Annotated in this window: 16 protein-coding genes; 3 read left to right on the top strand and 13 right to left on the bottom strand. The window is 24.3% G+C overall.

Going from position 1 to position 17,853, the window contains the following annotated elements:
• The first annotated feature begins 4 nt into the window (after window positions 1-4).
• Complete coding sequence (gene nadE / locus BUAMB_RS00820; RefSeq protein ID WP_044035044.1) at window positions 5-811, top strand: ammonia-dependent NAD(+) synthetase; 807 nt, start codon at window positions 5-7, stop codon at window positions 809-811.
• Window positions 812-818: 7 nt separating this feature from the next.
• Here the strand turns inward: nadE and sirB1 are convergent, their stop codons facing one another.
• From sirB1 to prfA, 3 genes are all read right to left on the bottom strand, one after another.
• Window positions 819-1,628 carry an invasion regulator SirB1 gene (gene sirB1 / locus BUAMB_RS00815; RefSeq protein ID WP_014499889.1) on the bottom strand — a complete coding sequence of 270 codons (810 nt, stop codon included), beginning with the start codon at window positions 1,626-1,628 and terminating at the stop codon, window positions 819-821.
• A 144-nt stretch (window positions 1,629-1,772) separates the two neighbouring features.
• Window positions 1,773-2,603, bottom strand: a complete 831-nt coding sequence (prmC, locus tag BUAMB_RS00810) for a peptide chain release factor N(5)-glutamine methyltransferase (protein ID WP_014499888.1) — start codon at window positions 2,601-2,603, stop codon at window positions 1,773-1,775.
• On the bottom strand, window positions 2,600-3,685 hold the full coding sequence (prfA, locus tag BUAMB_RS00805) for a peptide chain release factor 1 (RefSeq protein WP_014499887.1): 1,086 nt from the start codon (window positions 3,683-3,685) through the stop codon (window positions 2,600-2,602). The genes prmC and prfA overlap by 4 nt, the downstream gene beginning before the upstream one ends.
• 130 nt (window positions 3,686-3,815) lie before the next feature.
• On the opposite strand from prfA, the gene ispE reads away from it, so the two are divergent.
• Together ispE and BUAMB_RS00795 are read left to right on the top strand one after the other, a co-directional pair.
• Complete coding sequence (ispE, locus tag BUAMB_RS00800) at window positions 3,816-4,772, top strand: 4-(cytidine 5'-diphospho)-2-C-methyl-D-erythritol kinase (RefSeq protein ID WP_162467667.1); 957 nt, start codon at window positions 3,816-3,818, stop codon at window positions 4,770-4,772.
• Window positions 4,773-4,875: 103 nt separating this feature from the next.
• Window positions 4,876-5,823, top strand: coding sequence for a ribose-phosphate pyrophosphokinase (locus tag BUAMB_RS00795; RefSeq protein ID WP_014499885.1), 948 nt, complete (start codon window positions 4,876-4,878; stop codon window positions 5,821-5,823).
• A 71-nt stretch (window positions 5,824-5,894) separates the two neighbouring features.
• Here the strand turns inward: BUAMB_RS00795 and BUAMB_RS03005 are convergent, their stop codons facing one another.
• The 10 genes from BUAMB_RS03005 to nuoG all read right to left on the bottom strand — a co-directional run bounded on the left by BUAMB_RS03005 (window position 5,895) and on the right by nuoG (window position 17,841).
• The gene (locus tag BUAMB_RS03005; protein WP_014499884.1) at window positions 5,895-6,344 is read right to left on the bottom strand and encodes a CvpA family protein; all 450 of its coding nucleotides are present in this window, start codon (window positions 6,342-6,344) and stop codon (window positions 5,895-5,897) included.
• A gap of 47 nt (window positions 6,345-6,391) precedes the next feature.
• Complete coding sequence (folC, locus tag BUAMB_RS00780; RefSeq protein WP_014499883.1) at window positions 6,392-7,618, bottom strand: bifunctional tetrahydrofolate synthase/dihydrofolate synthase; 1,227 nt, start codon at window positions 7,616-7,618, stop codon at window positions 6,392-6,394.
• A gap of 185 nt (window positions 7,619-7,803) precedes the next feature.
• Entirely contained in the window at window positions 7,804-9,261 is a 1,458-nt protein-coding gene (locus BUAMB_RS00775; protein ID WP_014499882.1) for an NADH-quinone oxidoreductase subunit N, read from the bottom strand.
• Between the two features lie 35 nt (window positions 9,262-9,296).
• Window positions 9,297-10,787, bottom strand: coding sequence for an NADH-quinone oxidoreductase subunit M (locus tag BUAMB_RS00770; RefSeq protein ID WP_014499881.1), 1,491 nt, complete (start codon window positions 10,785-10,787; stop codon window positions 9,297-9,299).
• Between the two features lie 97 nt (window positions 10,788-10,884).
• Window positions 10,885-12,729, bottom strand: a complete 1,845-nt coding sequence (gene nuoL / locus BUAMB_RS00765; protein WP_014499880.1) for an NADH-quinone oxidoreductase subunit L — start codon at window positions 12,727-12,729, stop codon at window positions 10,885-10,887.
• Window positions 12,726-13,028, bottom strand: a complete 303-nt coding sequence (gene nuoK, locus BUAMB_RS00760; RefSeq protein ID WP_014499879.1) for an NADH-quinone oxidoreductase subunit NuoK — start codon at window positions 13,026-13,028, stop codon at window positions 12,726-12,728. The genes nuoL and nuoK overlap by 4 nt, the downstream gene beginning before the upstream one ends.
• Window positions 13,029-13,058: 30 nt before the next feature.
• Window positions 13,059-13,568 carry an NADH-quinone oxidoreductase subunit J gene (gene nuoJ / locus BUAMB_RS00755; RefSeq protein ID WP_014499878.1) on the bottom strand — a complete coding sequence of 170 codons (510 nt, stop codon included), beginning with the start codon at window positions 13,566-13,568 and terminating at the stop codon, window positions 13,059-13,061.
• 10 nt (window positions 13,569-13,578) lie between these two features.
• Window positions 13,579-14,121, bottom strand: a complete 543-nt coding sequence (nuoI, locus tag BUAMB_RS00750; protein WP_014499877.1) for an NADH-quinone oxidoreductase subunit NuoI — start codon at window positions 14,119-14,121, stop codon at window positions 13,579-13,581.
• 22 nt (window positions 14,122-14,143) lie between these two features.
• Complete coding sequence (nuoH, locus tag BUAMB_RS00745; protein ID WP_014499876.1) at window positions 14,144-15,112, bottom strand: NADH-quinone oxidoreductase subunit NuoH; 969 nt, start codon at window positions 15,110-15,112, stop codon at window positions 14,144-14,146.
• Window positions 15,109-17,841, bottom strand: coding sequence for an NADH-quinone oxidoreductase subunit NuoG (gene nuoG / locus BUAMB_RS00740; RefSeq protein ID WP_014499875.1), 2,733 nt, complete (start codon window positions 17,839-17,841; stop codon window positions 15,109-15,111). Before nuoG ends, nuoH begins: the two co-directional genes overlap by 4 nt.
• Window positions 17,842-17,853 lie beyond the last annotated feature (12 nt).

The raw sequence follows: 17,853 nt of genomic DNA, 5'->3' as shown, positions 1-17,853 counted from the left end.
GATTATAATGCTACAAAAAAAAATTATAAAATTAATGGGAGTTAAACCAAAAATTATCCCAAAAATAGAAATTCAAAATTGTGTTAATTTTTTAAAAACATATTTATTGCATAACATTACTTTAAAATCTTTAATTGTTGGTATTAGTGGAGGACAAGATTCTACATTAACAGGAAAATTATGCCAAATGACTATACAACAGTTAAGAGATGAAACAAAAAATATGAATTATAAATTTATTGCATTAAGAATGCCGTATGGAATTCAATGTGATGAACAAGATTGTCAAGATGCTATAAATTTTATAAAACCAGATCAAATTTTTAATATTAACATTAAACCAGCAATTTTAAGAAGTGAAAAATCTTTACGAAAATCAGGCATTATTATTTCAGATTATGTTAGAGGTAATGAAAAAGCTCGCGAAAGAATGAAAATACAATATAGCGTTGCTGCTATGAATCAAGGTCTTGTAGTTGGAACAGGCAATGCAGCAGAACATCTAACTGGATTTTTTACAAAATTTGGAGATGGTGGAACCGATATTAATCCTATTTATAAGTTGAATAAACGACAAGGTCGTTTATTATTACGAGAATTAAATTCTCCTAAACATTTATATTTAAAAAAACCTATGGCTGATTTAGAAGATAATCACCCACAACAAGATGATGAATCTGTTTTAGGTATTACATATAATGTCATTGATGCTTACTTAGAAGGAAAAAAAATAGATATTAAACAACAAAAAAAAATAGAAGTAATATATTTTAAAACATTACATAAACGTTTTTTACCAGTAGTACAATAAAAAATATTTAATGTAATATAATTTTTTTTTGTTCAATAGAATGTATTTGAATTTTAATAATTTCGCTGACAGGATCTTCAGGACAATGTTCTACAAAATATATTAAATCTGTTAATGCTACATGATTACATTCTAAATGTGCATATATTAGTCCACGATCACGAATTTCATATGGATCATTAGGATCAATATGCAACAATAAGTTAGTGACGTTTAATGCTAATTCCATTTTTTTTTCTTCCATTAATGCAGATTTTAATATATCTAGCATTTTACGAATAACAGCAATCGATTCAGATTTATATAAATCATTTTCATATAATTCTGCTGTTGGACTAATATTGCCTTTTAACCAAACTTCTAATGTATGTGTATCTAAAATATCCCCATTAAAGGGATTAATAAGCCATTTTTTCTCATTAATCCAATCTGCTCTTAAAATTAGTTGAGTAGGAAATACAACAGGATTTAATGGTAATTTTAATTCTTGAGCAATATGTAATAAAATAATTCCAAGAGATACTGCTGTTCCTTGACGTGTTTTTAATACATTGTCAATCCATATTACATCTGAAAGTTTATAAATACCACTTGCACCACCAAAATTCCAATGCATATAAAATAATTCTAACAATTTTTTTAATTGTTTATTTGGTTCATTTTCTGACGATACATAAGATTTAGCTTCTTTTATTCTACTTTTTAATTCAGATAAAACACAATTAGCAGGAAAATCTTCTCGAATCGCTTGAGAAGCAGCAATAATAGAATCAAAAAGTGATAATTTAGAAAAATTAATATTAGAAAAAGATTTCATATTATTAGTAGTAATACTTTTTTAAAATAATAAAAATTTAGATAATATAAATTTTATTGAATTAATATATTTAATATTAAAATATAACATTTTTTTTTATTTTTGTTAATAAAACATTATTTATGTTATAAAATATTTAAAATTTTATTTATTATATTTTCCTATAGTTACACGATCATTCCCTCCATAATCTTGATAAGACTGTATTTCACAAAAATCATATTTTTCAAATAAATGCTGTACTGCTAATTTTTGTTTCCATCCATGCTCAATTAATAACCAACCACCAAAAAATAAATAATTTGTTGATCTTTTGATAATTTTTTTAATTTCAGATAAACCATTTTTATCAGCTATTAAAGCATTCAAAGGTTCAAAAAAAATATCTTGTTTTAAAAGTTGCATTTCTTTAACACTAATATATGGTGGATTACTTATAATAATATTAAATTTTTGATTAATATTTGAAAACCAATCGCTAAAATGAAAAGAAACATTTTTAAACTTGAATTTTAATGCATTAATACGAGCTATTTTAAGAGCTTTTTCTGATTTATCAACACCGATAATTTTCCAATTAGGACAAATACTTGCTAAAGCTAAAGCAATTGCTCCGCATCCAGTACCTAAATCAAGAATTAGAGCAGAATTATTATGAATTTTAGATAATGCTTGTTCTACTAAAATTTCTGTATCCGGTCTTGGAATAAGAGTATCATATGACACACGTAAAGACAAAGACCAAAATTCTTTTTCTTTCATTATATAAGCTATAGGTTCTCCTAACGATCTACGATAAATAATATGATTTAAACTTTTATATTGTTTTTTTGTTAATGAAATATTATCTGCTTGCATAATAAAACTATAAGTATACTTAGTCACGTACGATAGTAATAATTTGGCTTCATATTGAGGATTATCAGAATAACATAATTTTTTAATACAATATTTAATCCAATTTTGAATATTCATATTTTTGATTGAGATAAAGAAGATAACATATCTGCTTGATATTCTTGACTTATTGGATCAATAAGAAAATCTAATTTTCCTTGTAGGACTTCATCTAATTTATAGATTGTTAAATTAATTCTATGATCTGTAATTCTATTTTGAGGAAAATTATATGTTCTATTTCGATCTGATCTATCTCCACTACCTAATAATATTTTTCTTATAGAAGAATTTTCTTGATGAGTTTTTTCTAATTTTGCTGCATAAATACGTGCAGATAAAATAGATAATGCTTTAGCTTTATTTTTATGTTGTGAACGCTCATCTTGACATTCTACTACTTGTCCAGTAGGAATATGCGTAATTCTAATAGCAGAATCAGTTGTATTTACATGTTGGCCTCCAGCTCCTGAAGATCGAAAAGTATCAATTTTTAAATCAGCAGAGTTAATTTCTTCTTTTTCAGCTTTAGGAATAACAGGCATAACAGCTACAGTACAAGTAGAAGTATGTATTCTTCCTTGTGATTCGGTTTCTGGTACTCTTTGTACACGATGACCACCTGATTCAAATTTTAAACGTCCACATGCACCTTTTCCTTTAATTTTTAAAATAATTTCTTTAAATCCTCCTTTATCACTTTCGCTAGTATACATAACTTCTACTTTCCATAAACAAAGTTCAGCATATCGAAAATACATTCTAAATAACTCACCAGCAAAAATTGCAGATTCATCGCCACCAGTTGCTGATCTAATTTCAATAAAACAACTATGTTGATCATTAGGATCTTTAGGCAATAATGAAGTACTAATTTCTTTTTCTAATTTTTTTTGTTTTTGATTTAATAAATATAATTCTTCTTTAGCTATCTCGTGCATTTCTAGATCATTTAATAAAAACTCAATATTTTTAATATCTTTATTTAATGTTTCCCATTGAATAAAAATTGTTATTATCTTAGATAACTTTAAATATTCTTTAGACAAACTTTTAAAATATTCTCTATTTGTAATAATATCTTTCTGAGTAAGCATACATTCCAGTTCTTGATAACGATTATGTAAAGATTTTAATTTATTTAAAATAGAATTATTCATAAAATCCTTATAATTAAAAGTATTGCTTAAAAATATTTTTTAATTAAAATTAAACTATGTATTATAAATATAATTACATATTTTATAAAATATTTTTTATTTAAAAAAATTTTTATATGTATCAAAAAAAATGTTTACATCACAAAATTATATCATTTTAAATGATTTCATTGTAATTTTAATTACAACTAATATCACAATCTTTTTACATTACTCAATGAAAATTAAAACAATCTATACATGGTGGCCATCACCTGCAAAAATTAATTTATTTTTATATGTAACAGGTATACGTCCAAATCGGTATCATAATATACAAACATTATTTCAATTTTTAAATTATGGTGATAAATTAAAAATTATTCCTAATAATACAGGTAATATTCAATTATTTACTAAAAATAAACATCTCTTAAATAAAAAAAATAGTATTATTACTGCTGCTAAATTATTAAAAAAAAAAGGATTACTTCATAAAAGATTATGTAATTCTTTACATGGAGCGCAAATATTTTTAAAAAAAAATATACCTATAGGAAGTGGATTAGGAGGCGGTTCATCTAATGCAGCAACTACATTAATTGTTTTAAATAAATTATGGAATACACAATTTACTTTACAAGAACTATCTTCATTTAGTCTAGAAATAGGATCAGATATACCTGGTTTTATTATGGGAAAAACAGCAATTATTGAAGGAATAGGAGATATATTATATCCTATTAAACAAAAAGAAAAATGGTATGTAATTATATATCCTAATATTACTATTTCAACAAAAAAAATGTTTTCCAATCTTTGTTTTATCAAATATACTTCTAAAAAATCTATTCAAGAATTATTGACTTTACCTTTTAGTAATGTTTTTGAAGAAATAGCAAAAAACAAATTTATTAAAATAAACCAATTAATTTCAATATTATCTTCATATGCTCCATTTCGAATGACAGGTACAGGTTCGTGTATATTTTCTGAATTTAATGACAAAAAATCTGCACAAAAAATATTTCAACTAATACCAAAAAATACAAAAAGTTTTATAACAAAAAGTGTTAATATTTCACCATTACACAAAATTTTTAATTAATTAAAACATATTTATAATTGAAAAAATATCTTAGTATCAATTTATTTATTAAAAATTTTTAAAATAAAAATATTATTTTTGAATTAAACAAAAAGGTTTTTTTATGCCAGATATGAAACTTTTTTCAGGAAACTCTATTCCGAAACTAGCAAAATATATTGCTAATCGATTATATATTAACTTAGGAAATGCGTCTGTAGGTCGATTTAGTGATGGTGAAATAAGTGTACAAATTAATGAAAATGTAAGAGGTGGTGATGTTTTTATAATTCAATCTACTTGTTCACCAACTAATGATAATATAATGGAACTCGTAGTTATGGTAGATGCCTTAAGACGAGCTTCTGCTGGTAGAATTACTGCAGTCATACCATACTTTGGATATGCTCGTCAAGACCGCCGTGTAAGATCAGCAAGAGTTCCTATAACAGCAAAAGTCGTAGCTGATTTTTTATCTAGTATTGGAGTCGATCGTGTATTAACAGTAGATTTACACGCGGAACAAATACAAGGTTTTTTTGATGTACCTGTAGATAATGTTTTTGGTAGTTTAATTTTATTAGAAGATATGTTACAAAGAGAGTTAAAAAATCCTATTGTTGTTTCTCCCGATATAGGTGGAGTAGTTCGAGCAAGAGCAATTGCCAAATTACTTTATGATACTGATATGGCAATTATTGATAAAAGAAGACCTCATGCTAATGTATCTCAAATTATGCATATTATTGGAGATGTTGCAAATCGCGATTGTATTTTAGTAGATGATATGATAGATACAGGAGGTACTCTATGTAAAGCAGCAGAAGCTCTGAAAGAAAGAGGTGCTAAAAGGGTATTTGCATATGCTACTCATCCTATTTTTTCTGGTGATGCTGCAGTAAATTTAAAAAACTCTGTTATTGATGAAGTAGTAGTATGTGATACAATTCCATTATCAAAAAAAATTGAATTACTTCCAAATGTACGAACATTAACTTTAGCAGGAATGCTAGCAGAAGCTATTAGAAGAATTAGTAACGAAGAATCTATTTCTGCTATGTTTGAACATTAAATATATCTATTAATTTTTAACACAATTATTTCTAAGCACACTATAATTTTGATACTAACAATGTGCTTAGTTTAATATAATAAAAAATTATACATATAATAAAAAAAATGAATGAATATAGAATGATGTATATAATAATTATAATAAACTTTACTAAAATAACTTAAAATAAACAGTATAAAATATACTAATATTATACCTCTAAAGATTCCAAATATACCTCCTAAAAAAATATTATAATAAGTTACATTTAGTTTTGTAACAATTTTTTTTACATAAAAATTTATAATACGCTTTATAATAAAAAAAAATATCATGACGAATATTAGAGTATTATGTGTTAAAAAAATACTTTGAATAGAATTTTTAAAAAAATAAAAAAAGTAATTATATTTACTAAAAAAATAAAAATTCCAAAATAAAAAAAACAAAGAAATTATTTCTTGATACAAACCACGTAATAATCCAAAAAAAAATGAGATCACAATAGTAAAAATGATTATATAATCTAATACAAACATAATATTTATAATGATTTTTTTATATATTTTATTATTTATATATGTTATTAAGAAAAAAGTTCTGAAATAGCAAAAAAAGAACCAAAAATTAAAATAAGATCTTCTTTTTTTGCTATCATAGACACTGTTTTATAAGCTTCATGTATACTATTAAATATAGATGTATTATGAATAGGAAATGCATGTTTTAATTGTATTTTAGTAGCAGTACGAATATTTTTTAAAGGTGATGTCCACCAATAATCAATTTTGTTTTTTAATTGATTTATAATACCTAAAATATCTTTATCTTGTAATATTCCTACTACTGCATGTATTTTACCTGTGATATGCATTTCATCTAATTTATTAAATAAATATAATGCAGCATCAGGATTATGAGCAACATCTCTAATAACATAAGGAGAAACAGAAATTATTTCAAATCTACCTGGCAATTGAATAGTAGCAATATATTTTCTTATAATGTTTTGATCAATTTGAATACCAGAATAATAAATAGAAGATAAAGCCAAAGCAGCATTAGACAAGGGTATTTGAGTGATAGGTAAGTTATATAATTGAACATTAGGATGAATAAAATTCCAATAATTATCTTTCTTGTTCCAAAACCAATCTATATTAATTTTTTTTAATATTGTTTTTTTTTCTAAAGCTATTTTATTCATAGAATTTGGAATGTTCGTTTCACCAATTACAGCAATTTTATTTTCTCTAAATATACCAGATTTTTCACGTGCAATACTTTCACGATCTTTACCTAATACATTCACATGATCTATACCAATATTAGTTATTATAGATACATCAGAATTAATAATATTAGTCGCATCTAATCTTCCTCCTAAACCGACTTCTAATATTATAAAATCTAATAGATATCTTTTAAATAAGATTAAAGCTGAGAGCGTAATAAATTCAAAATATGTTAATGAAATAGACTGTCTTATAAGTTCGATATTTTGAAAAGAAGAAATATGATCTTCTGCATTTAATACCAATCCATTAACTCGTATTCTTTCTTTATAATCAAATAAATGAGGAGATGTATATAATCCTACTTGATAACCTGAATACAACAATAATTGTTCTAACATTTTACAAGTCGTGCCTTTACCATTTGTTCCGGCTACTGTAAAAATAAAAGATTTAAAATGCAAAACATCTAATTTTTGTGCAATCCATTTTAATTTAGTAAGATTAACTGTTTTTTTTGTATTTAATCGTTCTAATTTTTTAAGCCACATAGATAAAGAATAGTTTTTATTAATCATATTACTCTTATTTTTTTTAAAATTAAACAATGATATTTTAATTTGTTTATAAATTATATTGTTATAATACATGCATTAATATTAGCTTGATCTAAAACTTATAACATTACATTGTAGAATATATTTTTTAAAATTATATAAGTATTTTAATATTATATGTACTATATAATATCATTTAACTAAAATTAAATAGATAATTGAACTAAATAAATTAATTCATTTGGATATATACCTAAAATAAACAAGAGCATTCCTGAAATAAATATTATCATTCCAGATGGAGTATAAACCCAATCACTAGATATATTAATTTGATTTTTTACCAAATGTAATGGCTGTAAATATAAATTTAAGATAACTCTTAAATAACAATAGAGACCTAATAAAGTGCTAATTAAAAATGCTGAACCTATGATCCATAAATGCTCTTTTATAATAATAGATAATATATAAAATTTACCAATAAATCCTAATGTCATAGGAATACCAGATAAAGATAAAAATACTAAAGTAAGTATAATAGATAAAAGAGGATGAGACCAAAACAATCCTTGATATGAATTTAACAAATCTACATTATTAGTTTTATATTTATGTGTAATAAAATTCATAATACCAAAAAATGCTATATTACTAAAAAGATAACTATACAAATATATTGCACTAGCTTCTAAAGAAAATAAATAATTCTTATTTGATACTAAAAATATTATAAGAAGATATCCTAATTGAGATATAGACGAATAACCAAATAATCGTTTAATATTATTTTGAAATAAAGCCATCAAATTTCCAAATAATATAGAAAGAATAATTATTAATGATAATATAAAATATATTGTTTTATTTGAATAAGAAACGTGTGATAAAAAATTTAACAAAACACTAAAAACAGCAATTTTACCAGAAGTAGAAAAAAAAGATAATACAGCTGCAGGAGTGCCTTGATAAATATCAGGTGTCCATAGATGAAATGGTACAATAGATAATTTGAAAAATAGTGATAAAAGTATCATACTGATTCCAAATAATACAACTAATACTTCATTAGTAGAAATATTATTTAAAAGTGGAATAATAGACGTAAAACTTAAATCTCCAGAAACGGAATAAATCCATGCGATACCAAATAGCAAAAAACTAGATGACACACCAGATAAAATAATATATTTAAAAGCAGCTTCTAAAGAATATTTTTGATAATGCGAATAAGAAATTAAACCAAAAATTGGTAATGACAATATTTCAATATTAATAAAAAAAGAAGCCATATGATGAGATATAATTAATGCTATCGCTCCTAAATGTGAAATAATTATTAAAAAATAAAATTCTTCTTTATTATAAGCATAACTTTTTAACCATTCATATCCAAACACGCAAGTACTAATACTGGATAGTATAATCATACTAATATATAAAATAGAATAATGGGTTATATAAAATAAACCATTAATATCTATTGGTAAAATTTTGATTAATAAATATAATGAACAAAATGAAGAGATAAATCCAAATATACTTAATAGAGCAACAAAAAAGTGATTTCGATTATAAGAAATAGATAATATTACCGTCATTGCAGTAAATATCATAATCAACAAAGGCAGCAGCGCTGTTAATTGTTGTAAATTTATTGTCATTGCTAATTAAAACCTTATCTGTAAAATTAAAATGATTAAATTCTTTTTTGAATCGTATGTATAGAATTATACGAAATGTTTATAATAGCTTGTGGATACAAACCTAGAAAAATTAATATACATACTAATAAGATCGTGATAAATAATATTCGTTTTGGAATAAACATAACAGAATTATTTGCTTCACATGAACCATAAAAAATATTTTGTATAAAATTTAAAGAATAAACAGAAGAAAAAACGATGCCAATTGTTGCTAAAATTGCAATAAATGGAAAAATTTGAAAAACACCAGATAGAATTAGAAATTCACCAATAAAATTACCAGTTCCTGGAATTCCTAAATTTGATAAAGCAAAAAATAAAGATAAACCTGGAACCCAATAAATACAAGACCACAAACCTCTCATAACATTAATATTGTGAGTTTGAAAAAATTTATATAATTGTCCAGATAGAATACATAAAGCTGTCGTAGTTAAACTACTTGATAAAATTTGAATAATAATACCTTGCAGTGCGATTTCATTATTGCTATAAATGGCAATTAAAATTAATCCCATATGAGAAATAGAAGAATAAGCAATAAATTTTTTAATATTTTTTTGTGAAAAAGCTATCCAAGCACCATAAAATATACTCAATAAACCTAAAAACATTGCTATTGGAGCAAATATATTAGTGGTATTAGGAAATAAAACTAAATTATATCGTATTAATGCATAAGGAGCAGTTTTAAATAAAACACCAATAATTTCAACGGATCCACAAGAAATAGATTTAGAATGTAAATTTGGTAACCATCCATGTAATGGAACAATAGGCATTTTTATAATAAATGCTAAAAAAAAACCTATCATCGCAATATATTCTACATCTTTATTTATATTTGCATGAAGAAGTATATTATAATTAAACGTCAATATATTAGTACTGTGATAATAACTAAAAACTATTAATAAAATAGATGATAATAATATTAAACCAGAGGTTTGTCCGTATATAAAAAACTTATTGGCAGCAATAATAATTTTATTTTTTTTATTTTGATCACTCCATAAAACAATTAAAAAATACATTGGAAGTAACATAATTTCCCAAAAACAAAAAAATAAAAATAAATCACAAGCTATAAAAATACCAATAATTCCAGTCATCACAAACATAAAATTACAATAAAAAAAACCTTCATTTTCTTTTATTTCATTCCAAGAAGATAAAATTGCTATAATAGATAAAACAGAAGCAAATAAAAGCATAATAATCGAAAATCCATCGATCGCAATATTAAATTCAATACCAAATCGTATAATCCACGGTATAATTAATTGACGACTCCAATTGAAATGATTATTAATCATAAAAAAACTATTATAATCTTCAAGAAATATTATAATTGTGATAAAAAAAATTAAAATTGTTCCTAATAAAGCAATCCAACGAGGTATTGTTTTCTTTATTTTGTAAGAAAATAAAGAAAAAATACTACTTAACAACGGAATGATAATTAACAAAGAAAGTAACATTGTTTGTATATTCCTATTATTTACTATAACTATTTAATAAATGAAATATTTTATTTCAAAATCGATAAATTAGATAAAATTCTTACATATTATTTTTTTAATATAAAAGAATTAAAATAAAAATTATATTAATACCTAATATCATTGATGATACGTACCATCTTATATAACCATTACTAGTCTTTAATAAATATACATTACATATTTTTGTAATCTTTAAAAAATAATTCATAATTTTATTAAATGGATCATAAGATAATATTTTAGATATATATATATAAATATTTATAACAAAAATATTATACATATAATCAAAACCCCATCCTTTTAAAAAAAAGTAATGCATTTTTTTTATAAATGGAAATTCAAAATATTTATTAATCAAAACAATTTTTTTAATCCATAAAAAATAAGCTAAACATATTCCAGAAATAGATAATATGCTAGATATTATTTCAAAAACAAACTTATTATTTTGTAATAAATCAAAAATAGGAAATACATAAAATAATGGTAATGATATGTATGATCCTAACACAGTAGATAATAATAAAAGAACACATAATGGAAGATGATGTTTGAAACTAGTAATAGGAACAACTGGATCAATATGATGATTATAATTACCATGAAAAATTAAAAAAATCATTCTAAATGTATATAAAGACGTTAAAAAAGAACAAAATAAAGCAATAGAAAACAACCAAAAAGATTCATTTTGTAAAACATTAAACAAAATATTACCTTTACTATAGAAACCAGCAGTTAATAAAGGAAATGAAACTAAAGATCCCCCTCCAATTAAAAAATTAATATATAAAAAAGGTAATTTTTTTCTTAACCCTCCCATTTTAAATATATTTTTTTTATTATTACATGACACAATTAATGAACCAGCAGATAAAAATAACAATGCTTTAAATATTCCATGCACAATTAAATGAGTAATTGCTGCACTCCATGCTTTAGCTCCTAAAGCTAAAAACATATAACCTATTTGACTCATAGTAGAATAAGCTAAAATACGTTTTATATCATGTTCAACTAAAGCTGATATACTAGAAATCAATATTGTTAATATACCCAATAATTCTATAAAATATAATATTTCTGGAGTTAACAAAAATAAAAAATGAGTCCTAGCAATTAAATATACACCTGCTGTTACCATAGTAGCTGCATGAATTAAAGCTGAAACAGGACTAGGACCAACCATAGCGTCACATAACCAAGTATGTAAAGGCAATTGTGCTGATTTTCCAATAACACCAATTAATAAAAATAACGTAATATAATTTAAATCAAAAATATTTTCTACGCTAAAATATGTTGATAAAAATTTAATTTCTTGAAAATTCAAAGTATTATATTTTTTATATATTAAAAATATTCCAATAATCAAAAAAACATCAGAAATTCTAGTTAAAATAAAAGCTTTAAAAGCAGAACGATAATTGTTTATTTTAGTATAATAAAAACCAATTAGTAAATAAGAACATATACTTACCCCTTCCCATCCTAAATACATAAATAAAAAATTATCAGAAAGTACTAAAATTGACATACTTGCTATAAATAAATTAGTATATGCAAAAAAACGTGAATAACCTTCTTTATTTTCCATATACCAAGAAGAAAAAATATGTACTAATAAACCAATTCCTGTAATTAAAAATAACATACTTATAGATAATCCATCTATAAGAAAACTACAATTAATCTTTAAATCATTAATAGATACCCAACTCCATAATACTTGTGTAAAAATTTGATTATGATTATTATTTATCATAAAACCATAAAAACAAGTAGTAAAAAAAGATATTAATATTGTTAGTATACCTAAATTTGATGTTATTTTGTTAGAAATCATACCCTGCGTAGACGATAAAAATAAAAATCCTAGCAGCGGAAAAAGAGTTATGAAAAAAATAATATTCATCCTTTCATCTCATTTAAAATATCAATATTTAATGTTTTATTACGTTTATAAAATTGTAGTAATAATGCTAGAGCTATACTAGCTTCTGCTGCTGCTAAAGTAATCGTAAATATATACATTATTTGTCCATCAACTTGTTGCCAATAACTACCAACTATTATTAATGCTAATCCAACAGCATTGATCATTATTTCTAAACTAATTAATAAAAATAATATATTACGTCGTATCATTAAAGAAGTTAAACCTAAAATAAATAATATTAATGATAAAAATAATCCGTGAAATAAAGAAATCATGTACTATCACCTTCAATCAATATAAACCAATTATAAGAATTTCTTTTTATTGACATAATGTGTTCCAATATGAAAAACAATCACTAAAGCGGACAATAAAAGAATTGAAGATAGTTCAACTAATAACATATAAGGACCAAATAAGCTGATACCAACTATTTTTGAATCAATTAATAATCTATGAATTTTTTTTTCTTTTAAATAAAATATTGTATAAGTCATAAAAATAAATAAAATTGATGATAAAATACTAGGTCCAATCCAAAGAATCGGTTTAAAAAAATTTTCTTGTTTTGAATAATTTTCTTTATTAACATTTAACATCATAATTACAAAAACAAATAATACTATAATAGCTCCTGCATAAATTATAACTTCTAAAGCTCCAGCAAAAAAAGCTCCAAGAAAAAAAAATATTCCAGATATTGATAGAAAAGAAAGAATTAAATACAACAAAGCATACACTGCATTTTTTTGAATAATTGATAAAAAAGTAGATATTATAGCTATAAAAGATAATGCATAAAAAATAAAATCCATAATAATCTCCTTATGGTAATAAATTCTTCACATTAATCGGTTTAGATTCAAAATCCAAATCACCTATTTTTTTATTTTTAATCGCTACACCTGAAAAATGATAAAAATTATAATCTGGATATTTACCTGGACCCGAAATTAATAAATCTTCTTTTTCATACACTAAATCTTTTCTTTTAAAATCAGATAGTTCCACATCAGGAGTTAATTGAATGGCAGTTGTAGGACATGCTTCTTCACATAAACCGCAAAATATACAACGAGAAAAGTTAATTCTAAAAAAGGTTGGATACCAACGACCATCTGTTTTTTCAGATTTCTGCAAAGAAATACAATCAACTGGACAAACTGCTGCACATAAATTACAAGCTACACAACGTTCTTGTCCATCTAGATTGCGAGTTAATATAATACGGCCTCGATAACGAGTAGATAAATTTAATTTTTCTTCTGGATATAATCTTGTTTCAGATTTAAAAAAAATATTAGAAGCAATCATAAAAAGACTTCTTATTTGTGTATAAAATCCGATAATAATATTTTTTAATGTCATAGATAAAATCTCTTATAAAAATTCATAACAAAAGAAAAAAAGCAGTCAAAAATAAATTTAATAATGTAAGTGGTAAACAATATATCCATCCAAATAATAATATTTGATCATATCTCGGTCTTGGTAATGAAGCTCTGATTAGAATAAACATAAAAATAAAAAATATAGTTTTTAAAAAAAACCAAATACATCCAGGAATCCACGGACCTAACCATCCACCAAAAAACATTGTTACTATTAATGATGAAATAACAATCATAGAAATATATTCACCAATAAAAAATAAACCAAATTTCATTCCTGAATATTCAATATGATAACCGTCAGCTAATTCTTGTTCAGATTCAGGTTGATCAAATGGATGTCTATGACAAACAGCTAAACCTGCTATAAAAAAAGTTAAAAAACCAAAAAACTGAGGAAAAAAATTCCATATGTCTTTTTGACTTATTATAATATCTGACATTTTAAACGATCCTGAACGCGCGACTACTCCCATTAATGATAAACCTAAAAATACTTCATAGCTTAAAGTTTGAACACATGCACGCATAGCTCCTAACAAAGCATATTTATTATTACTAGACCAACCAGCAAAAAGTACAGCATAAACAGATAAACTTGCCATCATTAAAAAAAATAAAACACCTATATTTAAATCAATAATAATAAAATTGGGTGTAAAAGGAATTATAGGAATTACACATAATAAAGAAAGAAAAGCTATTATAGGTGATATAATAAAAATGAATTTTTTACTAAATGGAGGAATCCAATCTTCTTTAAATAAAATTTTAATCATATCAGCGCACACTTGCAAACTTCCCATCCAACCAACTCGATTAGGTCCATGTCTATTTTGAAATAATGCTAATAATCTTCTTTCAATAACACTTAATAACGCCGCAAAAAAAACTGTTAAAAATAAAAGAAAAAAAATATTTAAAAAAGAAAAAAATATGTTTAATATCTTTGCTTCAAATCGTATCATTTAATAAATTCCTGTAAAAATTTAATTTTTTTACCAATTAAAGAAATAGGAAATCCTTTTCTTCCTAAAGGCAAACCTATCTGTTGTTTATTTAAATATTTAGATAATTGTATTGATAAACGATAATTTTTATTTAAACAATTAAATTCTACTATTGAATCTTCTTTTAAATTTAACTTAGCGCTATCTTCAAAACTAATTAAAGCATATTCTATAGGTATATTTTCTATGATTACAGATGAATACTGAGTTAGTTCTTCGTTTCCAAAAAGATGATAATAAGGAATGATGTACCAGTATGTTTCTTCTATAATATTATTAAAAATAATATTTGAATGCATATTAACTTTATTTTTATTTTTTTTAAAAAGATGAATACCTGAATTCTTAGAAAATAAATTTTTACCTATCTGTTTTTGAAATTTATTCCATGATTGAGGTGAATTCCAACCTGGAAACCAAGCAAAAGGAATATGAGACATAGATTTATTAGGTTGATTATAACCTTCCATAGAAAAAGCAAACATGGTATCAATATCAATAGGTTGACTGGGTTCATGAATATTAATATGAGAACGCAAAGATGTTCTTCCACTAGAACGAATTGGAGATCGAGAAATTTTTTGACCATGAATACGAAAACTTGAATTTAATTCTTTTAATTTTATTGGTTCTAAAATTGTATATTTTTTAGCATAAGAGTCAATTACATCATCTAAATTTAACCATGATATTTCAGTTTTATCAATTTTTGATTTAATAAAATGTAACCATTTCCAACTTTCAAATAAACAATAATCATCACTATAAAAATTAGGATCATATACTTGAAAAAAACGCTGAGCTCTACCCTCAAAATTGATTACTGTTCCAGAACTTTCAGTAAAATTTTTTGACGAAAAAGCTAATCCAGATTTTTTATAAGTTTGTGTATATTGATGATCTAAAGTCATAATATTTTCTTGATTTTTTAAAAGATCATCACAATCATATTCAGATATAAAACGATATATGTCGTATTCCATAAAAACTATTGCATCTGCTTTTTTATTTTTAATTTCTTGTAATGCAGATTCTATAGACATTCCTCCAATTAATGCAGTTCCTAAAGCATTAGAAGATGCTGTTAAAAAAACTGCACCAACATGGTGATTAATAGCTTTAATTTTAATAGCATTAGCTATATTTATAGATGCTTGTATTGTTGAACTATCAAAAGAATGCGAACCTGAAATAATTAAAGTTTTTTTAGATGAAATTAATCTCTTAGAAATTAATAATACTTTCTCTTTTAATAAAGGATCTAAATCATATACTTTCGGCAAATTTGGATTTAATTCACATGCAATAGCAGATGCAAAATGTACTTGCTTATGAACAGGTGCAAAATAAGACCATTCAGCGATATCATCTAACTTATTTTCATGTGTATGCAATATAAATAAAGAATTTTTAAACTCTTCAGAAATATGAATATTAGGAGATACGTTCCATTTTGGAATACCATTTAAATAATTAATATCTTTTGATTTTTTTTTAACTGCCTGACGTATCGCTAAAGCAACACGAGCAGATGTTTGTGTTACATCTTCTCCTATAACTAAAATCACATCATAACTTTCAATTTCTCTTAATGATGGAGTATATATAAAATTATTGTTTAAAAATTCTAAAATTAATTTTACACACATCTGTTCTTTATCAGACATTCCATTGGAAAAATTATCTTTTCCTACTAATTCTTGTAATGCAAAATTATTTTCTATACTAGATCTTGTAGAACCGATTCCAATAATACGTTTAAATTTTTTAAAAAAATTCACTCCTTCTTTAATAGCTTCATTAAAATTTAATATAGTTGAATACTTCTTATTACTACAAACAGGATATTTAGGACGTGCACTTAAATATGTATGAGTATAACTAAAACGACCAAGATCACAAATTAAATAATGATTAATTTTTTCATGATATCTATTTTCTATTCTACGAACTTCACCATAACGTTCTCCAATACTAATATTACATCCAACACTACAATTTTGACATATACTAGGAGCATATTGCATATCCCATTTACGAGTATATTTTTGAGAATAAATTTTATCAGTAAATACACCAGTAGGACATAATTCTATTAAATTACCTGAATGTTCATTTTCTAACATACCATCTTCTAAACGACCAAAATAAATATTATTATTCGAACCATATACTCCAAAATCAGTCCCATCTGCATAATGATTGTAATATCGAACACAACGATAGCATGTAATACAGCGATTCATTTCATGTTTTATAAAAGATCCTAAATATTGATTTTTATGTGTTCTTTTGTTAAATCGATACTTACGTGTATTGTGTTGAACCATTACCGTCATGTCTTGTAAATGACAATGACCACCTTCTTCACATACAGGACAATCATGTGGATGATTAGTTAATAATAATTCAGTTATAGCATTTCTAAAAACTGCTGATTCAGTGTTATGCACAGCAATGATAGTCCCATCTATTGCAGGCGTCATACAGGACATAATTAATTGACCCTGATTATCTTTTAAATTTTTATACTGTGTGACAGCACATTGACGACATGCGCCTAAACTACCTAATAAAGGATGCCAACAAAAATAAGGAACATCAATTCCTACTGATAGACAAGCTTGTAATAAGTTATCTGATTCATTTACAATATACATTACACTGTCTATATAAATTTTAGCCATATAAAGAATAAT

Source organism: Buchnera aphidicola str. Ua (Uroleucon ambrosiae) (assembly GCF_000225465.1).
Taxonomy (GTDB): Bacteria; Pseudomonadota; Gammaproteobacteria; order Enterobacterales; family Enterobacteriaceae; genus Buchnera; species Buchnera aphidicola_B.
The sequence above is the reverse complement of the archived record's forward strand: the minus strand, read 5'-3'. Positions and strand labels throughout refer to the sequence as shown.